We start from the raw sequence: 14,727 nt of genomic DNA, 5'->3' as shown, positions 1-14,727 counted from the left end.
GGTTCTGCCACCTTCCGCCGAGTAGATGGCAATATCGCAGCAGGAGCGGCCTGACAGCAGGCGCACAGCGGCGCACGGCGCGGGGGCGGGCCCGGTGGTCTAGAGCGGTACGCGCAGTGCTCCGTCGATGAGTTCGGCCGCTTCGGCCGTGCCCGCACAGCCGCTGCGCACCAGGTGTTCGCGTACCGCGCGCAGTCTGTCCCGCAGCCGCTGGGACTCCATTCCGCGTGCCTGCTCGGCCATCTGGACGGCGGTGGCCACCGCCTTGTCCGCGTTGCCCTGGCGCAGTTCGATCTGGCTCAGCATCGCGAGCCGGTGCACTCTTCCCCGGTCGTGCGCCGGGGTGTCCACGGCCGCGGCGGCGTGCGCCGCCGCGGCCACCAGGTCGCCGAGGCTGAGCAGCGCCTCCGCCACCTGTACGTTGACCAGACCGGGCTGGACATAGCCGGTCTCGTCGGGCTCGTAACCGCGCCGGATGCGCTCGGCGGCCTGCTCGGCACGCCGGATGCAGGACAACGCGCTGCTGCCGTCGCCGAGATGGGCGTACGCCTTCGCCTGCATCGCGTAGAGGTCGGAGGCGAGCGCGGGGGTGATGTGGCGTCCCGCGGCGCGCAGCGCGGCCTCCGCGAAGGCGACGGACTGACGGTACTCCCGCATGAACAGCGACTGGTTGACCAGCAGCGCTATGACGTAGGCGCCGAGCCCCCGGTCCCCGCTGGCCTTGGCCAGCCGCAGCGCCTGGTGGAAGTAGCGCTGGGCGAGCCCGTGCGCGTCGGAGTCGTAGGCGCAGATCCCGGCGACGGCGACCAGTCCGCCCGTGGCGCGGTGCAGTTGGCGGCCGGTGGCGTCGGTGTAGCTGCCGCGCAGCAGGGGCGCGGTCTCGGCGTTGAGGAACCCGACGATCCGGGTGCGGGTCGCGACACCGCCGGCCTTGCGGTACATCTGCTCGTAGTGCGCGCGGGCCGAACGCAGCATCTCTATGTCGGCCATGCTCACCCGGTGGCGTCCGCCGCGCGAGACGTCCACGTCCTCGGGCGGGTTCTCCCACTCCCACACGGGCATCACGGCGGGTGTGCCGGTGACGGCCGGGGCGCCGAGGAGATGCGGGCGCTGCTGCTCGTCGGAGCGCCACAGGGCGGTGGCCCGCTCGACGAAGCCGGACAGGGACGTGCCGTGCGGGGCCGCGGGCTCACCCGGTACGCCGAGTCCGATGTCGTCGAGCGTGACGGGCCGCTGCAGGCGCGCCGCGAGCACTTCGCAGATCAGGTCGGGCACCTGACCCCGCGGGCGCTGGCCCTTCAACCACCGCGCCACGGCGGTGTGTTCATACCGGAGGGCGAGACCGCGCGCCCGGCCGGCCTGGTTGACGTGGGCCGCCAGTCCGGCGTGCGAGACGCCCGCCTCGTCGAGGATCGCGTCGAGGAGTGTGTTGGGCTGCATGCGGGCCCCCCGGATGGCTCGGTGCTGTCGGTGCCGACAGTGCCGACACAGTAGTACGTCCCCCTTCACACGGGGTGTGAACGGAATGCCCGTATCCGTGCCGTGCGCGCGCTGTCGCGGAGCGTTCCCGGCCGGTTGACTGAAATGCCTCGCAAGAGGCCGGCCGGGCCGCCGGCTCCCCCTCGTACAGTGCGGCGGCCCGCATCCGCGCCGTCCGCCCAGCCGCCTGCCCGACACTCCGTGGCGGGGCGGACGGCTCCGCCGGCACTCCTGCCGACGGCGAAGATCGGTCAACGACGCCTGCGCCAGGGGTGGTTGTACGACTCGTGCGCCCTGCCGTCCGCCCGCTAGCGCGGCACGTGATGAGCGACCGGCCGGTCCTGCCGCACGGGGGTGCGCGGGCGGTCGTTGCGCAGGACCAGGACGGCCACATCGTCGTCGGGTCTGCCACGGGTGTGCCGCAGCAGCCCCTTGAGGACGCTGTGCAGGACGAACTGCGGTGCCACGGGCCGGATCCGGACGGCGTCGGTCAGCGCGCTCGCGAGCGGGAAGAACCGGCCGTGGCCGTCGCGCGCGTCCTCGACACCGTCGGTGTGCAGGAACAGGCCCTCGCCGGGCAGCAGTTGACCGCAGTGCACCAGGGGCAGCTCCGTCGGGAGCGGGAACGGGCCGAGCGGCGGCAGGGGTTCGGCGGTCGACAGCCGCTCGACACGGCCGTGACCGCCCGGCGTCACGGGGTGGCCGGGCAGCCGGTACGGCCACGGGTGACCGCAGTTCAGCGCGTGCACCTCGCCGTCCCGGCGGATCTCCAGCAGCAGTACGGTGACGAACTCCTCGGCGGCCCAGCTCTCGGGGTCCGGACCCGCCGCGGGGTGCTCGGCCTTCGCGCGTTCGCGCAGATGGCGCGCCAGGGCACGGTCCAGCCGTCCGAGCACACGCCCGAGCGAGGGTTCGTCGTGCGCCGCTTCCCGGAAACTGCCGAGGACGGCGGCGACGGTGGCGAGTGCGCCGAGGCCGTGTCCGCGGACGTCACCCATGACGATCCGCACGCCGTGCTCGGTGGCGATCACCTCGTAGAGATCACCGCCGATGTCCGCGCCGCGGTGCGCCGAGACCTGGGCCGCCGCGACGTTCAGTCCGTCGACGCGTGGGGGCAGGGGGCGCAGCAGCACGCTCTGGGCGGCGCCGGCGACCTCGCGGACCTGCCTCAGCTCCTTCAGGAGCGTCCATCTGACCTGGAGTATCAGTCCCGTTCCCACCGCGAAGAAGACGGCGCCGGCGACCATCCGGGGCACGAGGCCCTCCTGCGCGCCCAGCGGGCAGGTCATCCGGTACGTGAGCGCGATCGCGCCCCAGACGGTGGGCAGGCCCAGGCTGAGCATCCGGCGCAGGGGCGGGCGGTCGGACCGCCGGACCGACCGGACCAGGTCGTCGCGCAGGCCGACGCCGGGGTGGGCGGGCTCCCGTGCGGTCGTCCGGAGCCGCGCCCTGTCGGGGGCCCCAGCCTTGATTCGGATCATGCCGATGGCCCCCCAATAGGCCCGACAGCGCAGACGGCCTCCGTGAGACCGGTCCGATTCTGTCGACCGCGTGCCGCGATCGGGCCGCATCCCCCGAACTTCCCACCCGAACGAGTGAGACACCCCTCGCCGCGTGCATTTATGCAGGTGACCGGGGGCGGGTGGAGGGGGCTGTCGGGGGTTGGGTGCGGGTGCGTCGTGGCTCGTCGCGCAGTTCCCCGCGCCCCCTCATGGGCGCCCTCCCCGACGGGACGCGCCCCGTCGAAGGGCGGGTGCGGGTGCGTCGTGGCTCGTCGCGCAGTTCCCCGCGCCCCTTTCGGGGCGGGGTTTCCTGTCCGGGACAGCCCGCGCCGGACGCGCCCCTTGGGGGCGCGGGGAACTGCGCGGCCAGCCGACGACCACCCGCACCCGACGACCGACGCGCGCCCGTCAGGGGCGCGGGGAACTGCGCGCTCAGCCACAACACACCCGCACCGGACCCTGGACCCCCGGGCCCCCGGCAGGGAACAGCCCCGTCAGGGGACTGCGGGCCCGCCGCCGGGCGCGGGCCCGCAGTCCCCCGGCTCCTCCGGCGGAGCCACAGGCGGAGCCATGGACGGAGCTAGCCCCGCAACACCGCCCCCACCCGTTCGCCCGCGAGTGCCACCGCCGCGTCCCGGGCCGCCGACGCCTCGTCGACGGTCAGGGTCCGGTCGGCCGCGCGGAAGCGCAACGCGTAGGCCAGGGACTTCTTGTCCTCGCCCAGCTGCTCGCTCTCGTACACGTCGAACAGGCGGATGGACTCCAGGAGGCCACCGGCGCCTTCCCGCAGCGCCGCCTCCACCTCCGCGTGCGGAACGCCTCGGTCGACGACCAGGGCGACGTCCTGCGTGGCGACCGGGAACCCGGAGATCCGCGGCGCCTGCAGGGCTCCGGCGCCCGCCTCCTCCAGACGGTCGAGGTCGAGCTCCATCGCGCAGGTGCGCCCGGGCAGGTTCAGCGCCTTCAGCACGCGCGGGTGCAGCTCACCCGCGTGACCGACGACCCGCTCCTCGCCGTCGAGCACGACGGCCAGCTCGGCGCAGCGGCCGGGGTGCCACGGCCCGTAGCGGCCCGCGCGGACGACGAGCTCGGCGCCCGCCTCACGGGCGACGGTCCGGGCCGCCTCCACCGCGTCGGCCCAGTCGGCCGGACGGCCCTTGCCCCACCAGCCGGCCTGCTCGCGGGCGCCCGTGAGGACGACCGCGACGTGCCGGGGCTGGACGGGGAGGGTGGCGGTGAGCGCCGCGATCTCCTCGTCCGTGGGGCGCCGGTCCACCGGCAGCCGGGAGGCGATGCGCTGCTCCCCGTGCGGGTGGAAGACCAGTCCGGTCTCGAAGAGCGCCAGGTCGTGCGCGCCACGGCCGTCGTTGCGGCGCAGCGCGCCGAGCAGGCCCGGCAGCAGCGTCGTACGGAGCGCGGGCTCCTCGTCGGACAGCGGGTTGACGAGCGTGACCACCCGGCGGTTCGGGTCGTCCGCGGCCAGGCCGAGCTGGTCGAAGACGTCCTCGCTGAGGAAGGGGTAGTTCAGCGCCTCGACGAAGCCGGCTCCGGCCAGCGCGCGGCCGACGCGTCGGTGCAGCCGCTGGCGCTCGGTCAGACCACGGCCGGCGGGGGGCCGGGGCAGCGTGGAGGGCAGGTTCTCGTAGCCCTCCAGGCGGATGACCTCTTCGGCCAGGTCGTTCGGCGCCATCAGGTCGGGCCGCCAGGACGGCACGGTGACGATCAGTTCGTCCTGCCCGTAGACGTCGCAGCCGACCTGCTGGAGGCGGCGTACGACGGTCTCGCGGCCGTAGGCGACACCGGCCACCTTGTCCGGGTGGTTCGCCGGGGCGGTGATGGTGTGCGGCGCGGAGGGCGCGATGACCTCGGTGACGCCGGCCTCGGCGCTGCCCCCCGCGAGGAGGACCAGCAGGTCGACGGTGCGCTGCGCCGCGGCGGAGGTGGCCTGCGGGTCGACGCCCCGCTCGAAGCGCTTGGACGCCTCGGAACCCAGCTTGTGACGGCGGGCGGTGCGCGCGATGGAGACCGGGTCGAAGTGCGCGGCCTCGATCACCACGTCGCCGGTGGCACGCGTGGTGTCCTCGTGGTCGGCGATCTCCGTGTCGGCACCGCCCATGACGCCGGCCAGACCGATGGGCCCGCGGTCGTCGGTGATGACCAGGTCCTCGGCGTCGAGGACCCGCTTGGTGCCGTCCAGCGTGGTGAGCAGCTCGCCCTGTCGCGCCCTGCGCACACCGATCGTCCCCTGGACGAGGGAGCGGTCGTAGGCGTGCAGCGGCTGGCCGAGCTCCAGCATCACGTAGTTGGTGACGTCGACCGCGAGAGAGACGGGACGCATCCCGGCCTTCTGCAGCCTGCGGCGCAGCCAGATCGGGGAGCGGGCCTCGGCGGACAGTCCGGTGACGGTACGCGCGGTGAAGCGGTCGCAGCCGAGCGGCTCGGAGACCTGCACCGGGTAGCCGAACGCGTTCGGGGCCGGTACGTCGAGCAGGGCCGGATCGCGCAGCGGCAGCCCGTACGCGATGGCGGTCTCGCGGGCGACACCGCGCATCGACAGGCAGTCGCCGCGGTTGGCGGTGACGGCGATGTCCAGGACCTCGTCGACGAGTTCCAGGAGCTCGATGGCGTCGCTGCCGGCCTCGTGCTCGGGCGACAGGACGATGATGCCGCCGCTGCCGTCGTCGCCCATGCCCAGCTCGTCGCCGGAGCAGATCATGCCGTGCGAGGTCCTGCCGTACGTCTTGCGCGCGGCGATCGCGAAGTCGCCGGGCAGGACGGCGCCCGGCAGGACGACGACGACCTTGTCGCCGACGGCGAAGTTGCGGGCGCCGCAGACGATCTCCTGGGGCTCACCGGTGCCGTTGGCGGTGCCGACGTCGACGGTGCAGAAGCGGATGGGCTTCTTGAAGCCCTCCAGCTCCTCGATGGTCAGCACCTCGCCGACGACGAGGGGGCCCTTGAGGCCCGCGCCGAGCTGCTCGACGGTCTCGACCTCGAGACCGGACGAGATGAGCTTGGCCTGGACGTCGCGGCCGGTCTCCGTCGCCGGCAGGTCGACGTACTCCCGCAGCCAAGAAAGCGGGACCCGCATCAGATCTCCATCCCGAACGGCCGGGTGAACCGGACGTCACCCTCGACCATGTCTCGCATGTCTTCGACGTTGTGGCGGAACATCAGCATCCGCTCGATGCCGAACCCGAAGGCGAATCCGCTGTACTTCTCGGGGTCGACGCCCGCGGCGACCAGCACGCGGGGGTTGACCATGCCGCAGCCGCCGAGTTCGATCCAGCCCTCGGAGGAGCAGGTGCGGCAGGGCCGGTCGGGGTTGCCGACGGAGTCACCGCGGCAGACGTAGCACACCATGTCCATCTCGGCGGACGGCTCGGTGAACGGGAAGAAGTTCGGGCGCAGCCGGGTCTTCATGTCGGAACCGAAGAGCGACTGGACCATGTGGTCGAGGGTGCCCTTGAGGTCGGCCATGGTCAGGCCCTCGTCGATGGCCAGCAGCTCGACCTGGGTGAAGACGGGGGTGTGCGTGGCGTCCAGCTCGTCCGAGCGGTACACACGGCCCGGACAGATCACGTACACGGGGGGCTCGCGGTCGAGCATCGAGCGGATCTGCACCGGCGAGGTGTGGGTGCGCAGCACGATGTTCGACTCCTCTTCGTGGCCCTGGGGGCCCTTCACGAAGAAGGTGTCCTGCATACCGCGCGCCGGGTGGTCCGGGCCGATGTTCAGGGCGTCGAAGTTGAACCACTCGGCCTCGACCTCGGGGCCCTCGGCGACCTCGTAGCCCATGGCCACGAAGACGTCCTCGATGCGCTCCGACAGCGTGGTCAGGGGGTGGCGCGCCCCGGCCGGTACCCGGTCGTAGGGCAGTGTGACGTCCACCGCCTCCTCGACCAGGACCCGGGCGTCGCGCTCGGCCTCCAGCTCGGTCTGGCGGGCGGCGAGGGCCTTGTTCACGGCGCCGCGGGCCTGGCCGACGAGCTTGCCGGCGGCGGCCTTGGCGTGCGGGGGCAGGGCGCCGATCTCGCGGTTGGCGAGGGCCAGCGGTGAGGTGCCGCCGGTGTGGGCGACCTTCGCCTCCTGGAGCGCGTCGAGGTCACCGGCGGCGGCGAAGGCGGCGAGCGCCTCGTCCCGCATGCGCTCGATCTCTTCCGGTTTCAAGGCCTCGACCTCTACAGGGTCGTACGACTTATTCGGTGCCGACATCTCTTCCCGTGCTTCCGGTTGGCTGGCGGATGGTCCCCGTCCCGACTCGGGGGGACGCGCTTCGTCCCTGAAACATGAATACGGGGACGCAAAGGTGCCAAAGGCCGAGTCTAACGGGGGTGGGGGGCCGTGCCGGACTGCGCGTCCCGGCCGGGGCTCCCCCGCGTGTGCGCCCGTGGGGCCTCGTCGGCGTTACAGGAGATACGCCGGGGTGCTCACGGGCAACGTAAATCGGAACTCGGCGCCGCCGCCCGGCGCGCGCCCGACCGTGATCGTGCCGCCGTGGGCTTCGACGATTCCCTTGACGATGTACAGCCCGAGGCCCGTGCCACCGCGCTTGCTGCCCCGCCAGAAGCGGGTGAAGACGCGGTTCATGGATTCCTCCGGGATGCCGGTGCCCTCGTCGCTCACGGTCACCGAGGTGGCGGCGTGCGCGGCGCCCGGGGCGGTTGCCGCGGTGGCGTCGTCCCCGCGGTCGCGGGGGGACACCGAGGGCGTGATGTCGATGGTGACGGTTCCCTCGCCGTGGCGCACCGCATTTTCCAGCAGGTTGCTGAGCACCTGGTCGATCTTGTCCGGGTCGGCCCACAGCTGGGGCAGAGGCTGCTCGATGCGCAGCAGGAATCGGTCGGCGGGCTGGCCCGAGGTGACATAGGCCTGGATGTGGCGGCCGACGGCGGCGCCTATGTCGACGGGCTGGCGGCGTACTTCGAGGCGCCCGGAATCGATGCGGGAGATGTCGAGCAGCTCGGCGATGAGGCGGGTGACCCGGTCGGCGTCGGCGTCCACCGTCTCCAGCATCAGCCTCTTCTGGTCGTCGGTGAAGCGTTCCCACTTGGCGAGCAGCGTGGCCGTGAAGCCCTTGACGGAGGTGAGCGGGGAGCGCAGTTCATGGGCGACCGTGGCGATCAGTTCGGCGTGGCTGCGCTCGGTGCGGCGGCGGGCCTCGGTGTCGCGCAGGGAGACGACGACCCGGCGGACCGGGCCGGTGGGCCGGCCGCGGACGTACCGCGCGGAGACCAGGACCTCGCGTCCGCCGGGCAGCAGCAGATTGCGTTCGGGCTGGCCGACCCGGATCGCGAGCCCGCCGTAGGGGTCGGTCAGCTGCCACCACCGGCGGCCTTCGAGGTCCTCCAGCGGGAGAGCCGCCTCCAGCTGCCGTCCGAGGGCCTGCGCGGCGGGGACCGCGGTGATGCGCACGGCGGCCGCGTTGAAGGAGATCACCCGGCCGTGCTCGTCGGCGACGACGAGTCCGTCGGGAAGGTCGTCGGGATCGACGGCGAGGTCGGTTCCGGGGCGCTCCTCGCCCCGGGGCGCGGGCGTGTCGCGCGCGTCCCGGGCGCGCAGCGCGCTGTTCGCACCGCTCGTGCCGACACCCATCCCCGTATCCCACCTCTCGTCTGGCGGTGGGGCACCTCCCTGCTCGAGCGAAGCCGAGAGCTTGGGGGAGGCCCCCGAGCCCGTCACCCTACTAGCCGTCGGTGACGGAGCGGCACCCTCCGGAGGCACGCTGTGCACGGGCGGACGCGTAGAGACATACGGCGGCGGCGGTCGCGAGGTTCAGACTCTCGGCCTTTCCGTGGATCGGGACGCGCACGACGGCGTCGGCCAGCGCGCGCGTCTCCTCCGGGAGCCCCCAGGCCTCGTTGCCGAACACCCAGGCGGTGGGCCCGCCCATGGTGCCCTGGTCGAGCTCGTCGTCGAGGTCGTCCTGGCCCGCGCCGTCCGCGGCGAGGATCCGTACTCCGGCGGCCTTCAGACCCCGCACGGCGTCCTCGACGGGGACACCGACGGCGACCGGCAGATGGAACAGGGATCCCACGGAGGCCCGTACGGCCTTGGGGTTGTAGAGATTGACGGAGGCGTCGGTGAGCACGACGGCCTCGGCACCCGCGGCGTCCGCGCAGCGCAGGACGGTGCCGGCGTTCCCGGGGTCGCGGACGTGCGCGAGGACGGCGACGAGCCGGGGCCGCGCGGCGAGGATGTCCTCGAACGGGGTGTCGAGGAAGCGGCAGACCCCGACGAGTCCCTGCGGGGTGACGGTCGTCGAGATGTCGGCGATCACGTCCTCGGCGGCGAGGTGCACCCGGGCTCCGGCGGCACGGGCGTCCCCGACGATGTCGGCGTAGCGCTCGGCGGCTTCGGGGGTGGCGAACAGTTCGACGAGGGTGGGGGTCCCGTGGGCACGGTGCGCCGCGGCCTCGCGCACCGCCTGCGGGCCCTCGGCGAGGAAAAGCCGGTCCTTGCCCCGGAAGTTCCGCCGGGCCAGCCGCCGCGCGGCCAGGACGCGGGGCGACCGCGGGGAGATCAGCTCGACGGGTGCGGCGGGCATGGAGTCACCTCAGGAGTCAGCGAAGGGGGACGACGGTCGGGGCCAGGGGCCCACGGACCACTGCGGTGCGGGCGACGGCAGGACGGACGGAACGGCGGCGGCATCGGTGGACGGGAGAGCAGCGGCACCTGTACGGACGGACGGGACAGCGAGGTCACCGGCACCGGCACGGACGGGCCGGCTGCGGCACCTGTACGGACGGACGACCGGCTGCCCCGGCGGCCGGGGCGACCGCACGACCCGCGGCGGAGGACCGGGCCGCCGCGGTGTCCGGACGGGACCCGTCAGGCGGGCCGTCACGGTGCCCGGACGAGGCGTCGCGGCCGGGCGGCGGGCAGTCGCGGCGACCGTCCGGGACCGCCCGCAAGGACCGGCGTCACCCGGTCCGGGTGCTCCCGGTCACGCCCCGGCCGACGGCCGCCCGTGCCACGCCCTCCGCCGCCGGTCGCAGCGGTCGGGTCCCTCCGTCCGGCGGGCCGCGGGCGCACGAGCCCCGGCCCTCACCCGCTCCGTGTCGCTGGGCGCCACAGCCGGTCGACGAACCCGGGGTGCACATGGTCCGCGCCCCGGCGCGAATGACATCCGCGACCCCCGGGCAACCGTGCGATCCGCGACGCCCGGCTGGACGTACGGCACGCGCACGGGTGCGCCGTGCGATCCGCGGCCCCAGGGCGCCCACCGCGTCCGCGGACGACCGTCGCGCGTGCGATCCGCGACGCCCGGCTGGACGTACGGCACGCGCACGGGTGCGCGCGCGATCCGCGAACCCCCGTGGTGCGTGCGGTTCCACGTCCTCGGAGGCACCCGCGGTCCGCCGGCCCGGGTACGTGGCCTGCCGCCGCGTCCGCGGGATCGGTACGCGGCCGGAACCGCGGACCGGACGGCGGAGCCGCGCCGCCCCGGCCCCGGGCCGCGCGTGCGGACCGGGTATCCCGTGGGGCGGACGCCGCGCCGAACCCGCGGAGCGGAACGCACAGGGACCCGCGAGCCGTCAGGCTGGCGGGTCCACAGGCTACGTCCGGCTCAGGCCAGTACGAGCGTCACGCGGCCTTCGGCGCGTTGACGTCCGCCGGCAGCGCCTTCTGCGCGACCTCGACGAGCGCGGCGAACGCGCCGGCGTCGTTCACGGCCAGCTCCGCCAGGATCTTGCGGTCGACCTCGATGTTCGCGGCCTTCAGACCCTGGATGAAGCGGTTGTAGGTGATGCCGTTGGCGCGGGCAGCGGCGTTGATGCGCTGGATCCACAGCTGACGGAAGTCGCCCTTGCGCTTCTTGCGGTCGTTGTAGTTGTAGACCAGGGAGTGGGTGACCTGCTCCTTGGCCTTGCGGTACAGACGCGAACGCTGACCGCGGTAGCCGCTGGCGGCTTCGAGGATCGCCCGGCGCTTCTTGTGGGCGTTGACTGCCCGCTTGACGCGTGCCACTTGTTAACTCCTTGTAGCGGGGCCGTGGTCTGTGGTCACACGGCCCGAATTCGATGGGGTCCCGGTCCTGGCGTACGGCGGCGGAGTGCCGCCGTACGTCACTTGCCGAGAAGCTTCTTGATCTTCTTGGCGTCGCCCGGGGCCATCTCGGCGTTGCCGGTCAGGCGCCGCGTCAGACGGGACGACTTGTGCTCGAGCAGGTGGCGCTTGCCGGCGCGCTCACGGAGCACCTTGCCGGAGCCGGTGATCTTGAAGCGCTTGCTGGCACCGCTGTGCGACTTGTTCTTCGGCATAGCGCCGTTCTCTCCTCGTCAGTGGCGTTCCGGTGCCCGGTCGCGAAACCGGGCACGGTGGAACGTCATGTGTGTATCGGTTGGCATCCCCCGACTCGCCCCCGGCGGCCTCCCGGACTCTCGTCCCGGACTCCCCCGGAGCCTTCGCCCTGGGATCAGGCCTCGGCGGAAGCCTCGGCCGGAGCCTCGGCGGTCTCGGCCTCGGCGGTCTCGCCCTCGCCGTCGGCGGTCTCACCGTCGGCGGCGTTCTGCGAACGACCCGGGTTGGCCTTCGCTTCGGCCTTGCGAGCCGCCTGGGCCTCACGGGCCTCGGCCATCGCCTCGGTCTTCTTCTTGTGCGGACCGAGAACCATGATCATGTTTCGGCCGTCCTGCTTCGGGTTCGACTCGACGAACCCGAGGTCCTCGACGTCCGAGGCGAGCCGCTGCAGCAGCCGGTAGCCGAGCTCCGGCCGGGACTGCTCGCGACCACGGAACATGATCGTGATCTTGACCTTGTCGCCCTGCTTGAGGAACCGGACGACGTGACCCTTCTTGGTGTCATAGTCGTGCGGGTCGATCTTCGGCCGGAGCTTCATCTCCTTGATGACCGTGTGCGCCTGGTTCTTGCGCGCCTCACGAGCCTTCATGGCCGACTCGTACTTGAACTTCCCGTAGTCCATGAGCTTGCAGACGGGCGGACGAGCGTTCGCCGCCACCTCGACGAGGTCGAGGTCGTACTCCTGAGCAAGCTCAAGGGCCTTGGCAAGCGGAACAATCCCGACCTGCTCGCCGCTGGGACCGACAAGTCGCACTTCGGGAACGCGAATCCGGTCGTTGATGCGGGGCTCGGCGCTGATGGATCCTCCTCGGTAGCACCACACGGCGGTCTGGCGGACAGCCGCGTATGTCTCTGATGACACGTGGACCAACCACCGCGGGGCACGAAAAATGCCCCGGACGGGACACAGGCGGGGCTCCATGGATTACCGGAGCACCGCCGCGTTCAACCGCGGGGCGCACATTCGGGCGACTCCACCGTCCGTACGGAACGGTGGTGGCCGCCTGACCGGGTGACCTGCCGTCCCGGAGGACAGTCAGGTGGGAGATCGGAGCCTCCACTTGTGGGCCGGACACCTACATGTCCAGCCGGTCGTTACACAAGGTTAGCAGCTCGGGCCGATATCGGCTAACCGAGGCCGACTGGGGCCCGGAACCGCCCGGGACCTATCGTGTGGGACATGAGTGACACCCCTCCCCAGAACCCCGACTTCGACAGCATGACCCGCGACATCGCCGAGGTCCCCGCGGTCGAGATCCTCGTGACGGTCGCGGTCAACCTGATGAGCGCCGCCGCCGTGAAGCTCGGTCTGACCGAGGAGGGCGACAAGTACAAGGACCTCGACGAGGCACGCAAGCTGATCCACGCGCTGGCCGGTCTGCTCGACGCGAGCGCCACCGAGATCAGCTCCTTCCACGCGTCCCCGCTGCGCGACGGCCTGAAGTCGCTCCAGCTGGCGTTCCGCGAGGCCTCCATCGTCCCGGACGAACCCGGCCAGGGCCCGGGCGAGAAGTACACGGGACCCGTCTACGGCTAGTCCGTCCCCCGGCCCCCCACGGGGGTTCTAGGCGCGCACGTACAGGGGCTCGCCCGGTGGCGTCGTCCCGGCCGGCAGGAGTGCCAGGTCGAGACCGCGCACCAGGCGGGCCCTCAGTGTCTCGTCGGCGGCCAGCCGCCCCGCGACCGCCCGGGCGGCCTCGGCCGGCTCCGCGGACGGGTCCAGGACCAGGGCCAGGGTGCCGTCGGCCCGGCCGGGGCCGAGATGGGCCCGCGCGACGGCGGGCTCGGCGGCCACGGCGGCCCGTACCGCCTCGACCACGGCGGGATCGGCGAGCGGGTCCGCCGTCGTGCGCCCCTCGGCGAGGGCGAGCAGCGCGGAGCCCGTCAGCTCGTAGGGGACGGGGCCCGCCAGGTCGAGGACGACGGTGTCCGCCTTCTCGTGCGCGGCGGCCTGCAGGACCTGGTGCAGGGGTACGGCGACCGGGCGCGCCGCGGGGTCCCAGCGGGCCAGCGTCGCGGTGGAGGTGAAGGCGGGCAGCGCCGTACGGCCGCCGGCCTTCAGGGTCGGCACCGCCATGTCGCTGGTCTTCTCGTGACGCAGCCCGTTCTCGTCCTCCTCCACCTCGCCGAGGACGGCCACCACGGGCACCAGCAGCCGGGCGCCCTCGAGCGCCTCCAGGACCGGCCCCACGGCGGTGCGGTCCTCGGCCCAGGCCGCGAGCGCCGCGCTCAGCCGGGGATCGGCGGAGCCGTCGTCGTCGGGGAAGCCGGAGTCGGGAATGTTCTTGTTCGCCACGGTCCCCGACCCTATCGGGGGGATGCCGCTGCGCTTGTGCGGCCCCGGAAACGCGGTGGTCACGGCTCTCACCGAATTCTCAGCCCACGCTGACACGGCGTTCACGCGGGCCCGACGCCGGACACAGGCAGGGCCCCGAGCATCGCGGGATGGCCCCTCACAGAGCTCATCGGCGGCGCCCCCGCCGCTCCGGACGAAGGACCCTCCGGTACGCCGTGGTCGCGTCCGCCCTGCTCGTCGCCGGCACGACGGGCGGAACCGTGTACGTGAAGGCGCGGGCGCACGACCGCGCGAGCCTCGTATCCTCCTCCTCGTCGGCGCCCCGCGCGTCGCCGACGGCATCGGAACCGACCAGCGGGGAGACATCGGTGGCACCCGGAACGGAGCCCTCGGCGGACCGCACCGCGCTGCTCACCGAGCGGATGCGGGCCGTGCCGGTGGCGCCGGGCGCCGAGGTGTCGGTCGCGGTGCTCGACCTGGACTCCGGCGAACGCGCCGCCTACGGGACGGGCAGCTTCGACACGGCGAGCATCGTCAAGGTGGACATCCTGGCGGCACTGCTGCTCCAGGCGCAGGACGCGGACCGGCGGCTGACGGCCCGGGAGAAGACCTGCGCCACGGCGATGATCACCAACAGTGACAACGCGTCCGCGTCCGCCCTGTGGGACGTCATCGGGCGGGCGGACGGTCTCGACGCCGCGAACGACCGGTTCGGGCTGACGGCCACCGAGGGCGGGGACGGCGCGCTGTGGGGGCTGACCCGGACCACGGCCGCCGATCAACTGACCCTGCTGCAGCAGGTGTTCGGTGACGGCTCACTGCTCGGCGCGGCCTCCCGGACGTATCTCCAGGGACTCATGGGCGAGATCGCCGACGGCCAGCGGTGGGGGGTCTCGGCGGCGGCCGACGGCTCGGCGTTCGCCCTGAAGAACGGGTGGCTGCCGCGCAGCACGACCGGGCTGTGGGACGTCAACAGCATCGGGCGGATCACCGTCGGCGGCCACGACTGCCTGGTGGCCGCCCTGTCCGACGGCAACGCGACCATGGCGAAGGGGATCTCGCTGGTGGAGTCGGCGGCACGGGCGGCGGTCTCGGCGTACTCCGCGGGCTGAGGGCTGTCCCGGGCCCGGGTCGGGGCCGCGGTCT

The 14,727-nt window shown here is 73.0% G+C and carries 12 protein-coding genes; 2 read left to right on the top strand and 10 right to left on the bottom strand.

Annotated features, from left to right (window positions below; all coding sequences use genetic code 11):
- Positions 1–99 precede the first annotated feature (99 nt).
- The 9 genes from OG776_RS32625 to infC form a co-directional block, all read right to left on the bottom strand.
- Positions 100–1,440 (bottom strand): transcriptional regulator, encoded by a 1,341-nt coding sequence (locus OG776_RS32625; protein ID WP_148007738.1) that lies wholly within the window; start codon positions 1,438–1,440, stop codon positions 100–102.
- Between the two features lie 347 nt (positions 1,441–1,787).
- The gene (locus tag OG776_RS32620; RefSeq protein WP_329323791.1) at positions 1,788–2,822 is read right to left on the bottom strand and encodes a PP2C family protein-serine/threonine phosphatase; all 1,035 of its coding nucleotides are present in this window, start codon (positions 2,820–2,822) and stop codon (positions 1,788–1,790) included.
- A gap of 739 nt (positions 2,823–3,561) precedes the next feature.
- Entirely contained in the window at positions 3,562–6,072 is a 2,511-nt protein-coding gene (gene pheT / locus OG776_RS32615; RefSeq protein WP_148007737.1) for a phenylalanine--tRNA ligase subunit beta, read from the bottom strand.
- On the bottom strand, positions 6,072–7,196 hold the full coding sequence (gene pheS / locus OG776_RS32610; protein WP_148007736.1) for a phenylalanine--tRNA ligase subunit alpha: 1,125 nt from the start codon (positions 7,194–7,196) through the stop codon (positions 6,072–6,074). Before pheS ends, pheT begins: the two co-directional genes overlap by 1 nt.
- Before the next feature lie 192 nt (positions 7,197–7,388).
- Positions 7,389–8,576, bottom strand: a complete 1,188-nt coding sequence (locus OG776_RS32605; protein ID WP_148007735.1) for a sensor histidine kinase — start codon at positions 8,574–8,576, stop codon at positions 7,389–7,391.
- 91 nt (positions 8,577–8,667) lie between these two features.
- Complete coding sequence (locus OG776_RS32600; RefSeq protein WP_329326564.1) at positions 8,668–9,528, bottom strand: TrmH family RNA methyltransferase; 861 nt, start codon at positions 9,526–9,528, stop codon at positions 8,668–8,670.
- Between the two features lie 1,040 nt (positions 9,529–10,568).
- Positions 10,569–10,952, bottom strand: coding sequence for a 50S ribosomal protein L20 (gene rplT / locus OG776_RS32595; protein ID WP_148007733.1), 384 nt, complete (start codon positions 10,950–10,952; stop codon positions 10,569–10,571).
- Between the two features lie 98 nt (positions 10,953–11,050).
- Positions 11,051–11,245: a 50S ribosomal protein L35 gene (gene rpmI / locus OG776_RS32590; RefSeq protein ID WP_003947156.1), complete on the bottom strand. Its 195-nt coding sequence runs from the start codon at positions 11,243–11,245 to the stop codon at positions 11,051–11,053.
- A 155-nt stretch (positions 11,246–11,400) separates the two neighbouring features.
- Positions 11,401–12,108 (bottom strand): translation initiation factor IF-3, encoded by a 708-nt coding sequence (infC, locus tag OG776_RS32585; RefSeq protein WP_187285524.1) that lies wholly within the window; start codon positions 12,106–12,108, stop codon positions 11,401–11,403.
- Between the two features lie 357 nt (positions 12,109–12,465).
- On the opposite strand from infC, the gene OG776_RS32580 reads away from it, so the two are divergent.
- Positions 12,466–12,822 carry a DUF1844 domain-containing protein gene (locus OG776_RS32580; RefSeq protein WP_148007731.1) on the top strand — a complete coding sequence of 119 codons (357 nt, stop codon included), beginning with the start codon at positions 12,466–12,468 and terminating at the stop codon, positions 12,820–12,822.
- Positions 12,823–12,849: 27 nt separating this feature from the next.
- On the opposite strand, the gene OG776_RS32575 is transcribed toward OG776_RS32580, so the two are convergent.
- Positions 12,850–13,581: an SseB family protein gene (locus OG776_RS32575; protein ID WP_148007730.1), complete on the bottom strand. Its 732-nt coding sequence runs from the start codon at positions 13,579–13,581 to the stop codon at positions 12,850–12,852.
- A gap of 149 nt (positions 13,582–13,730) precedes the next feature.
- Between OG776_RS32575 and OG776_RS32570 the strand changes: the two genes are divergently transcribed.
- The gene (locus OG776_RS32570) at positions 13,731–14,693 is read left to right on the top strand and encodes a serine hydrolase (RefSeq protein ID WP_148007729.1); all 963 of its coding nucleotides are present in this window, start codon (positions 13,731–13,733) and stop codon (positions 14,691–14,693) included.
- Positions 14,694–14,727 lie beyond the last annotated feature (34 nt).

The organism is Streptomyces sp. NBC_01689 (assembly GCF_036250675.1).
Classification (GTDB): domain Bacteria; phylum Actinomycetota; class Actinomycetes; order Streptomycetales; family Streptomycetaceae; genus Streptomyces.
The sequence above is the reverse complement of the archived record's forward strand: the minus strand, read 5'-3'. Positions and strand labels throughout refer to the sequence as shown.

Bases quoted from the DNA above. Each gene is read 5' to 3' on its own strand.
- pheT (WP_148007737.1), bottom strand. From the start codon at position 6,072: ATGCGGGTCCCGCTTTCTTGGCTGCGGGAGTACGTCGACCTGCCGGCG.
- OG776_RS32605 (WP_148007735.1), bottom strand. From the start codon at position 8,576: ATGGGTGTCGGCACGAGCGGTGCGAACAGCGCGCTGCGCGCCCGGGAC.
- OG776_RS32625 (WP_148007738.1), bottom strand. From the start codon at position 1,440: ATGCAGCCCAACACACTCCTCGACGCGATCCTCGACGAGGCGGGCGTC.
- pheS (WP_148007736.1), bottom strand. From the start codon at position 7,196: ATGTCGGCACCGAATAAGTCGTACGACCCTGTAGAGGTCGAGGCCTTG.
- OG776_RS32580 (WP_148007731.1), top strand. From the start codon at position 12,466: ATGAGTGACACCCCTCCCCAGAACCCCGACTTCGACAGCATGACCCGC.
- rpmI (WP_003947156.1), bottom strand. From the start codon at position 11,245: ATGCCGAAGAACAAGTCGCACAGCGGTGCCAGCAAGCGCTTCAAGATC.
- OG776_RS32620 (WP_329323791.1), bottom strand. From the start codon at position 2,822: ATGCTCAGCCTGGGCCTGCCCACCGTCTGGGGCGCGATCGCGCTCACG.
- OG776_RS32570 (WP_148007729.1), top strand. From the start codon at position 13,731: ATGGCCCCTCACAGAGCTCATCGGCGGCGCCCCCGCCGCTCCGGACGA.
- OG776_RS32600 (WP_329326564.1), bottom strand. From the start codon at position 9,528: ATGCCCGCCGCACCCGTCGAGCTGATCTCCCCGCGGTCGCCCCGCGTC.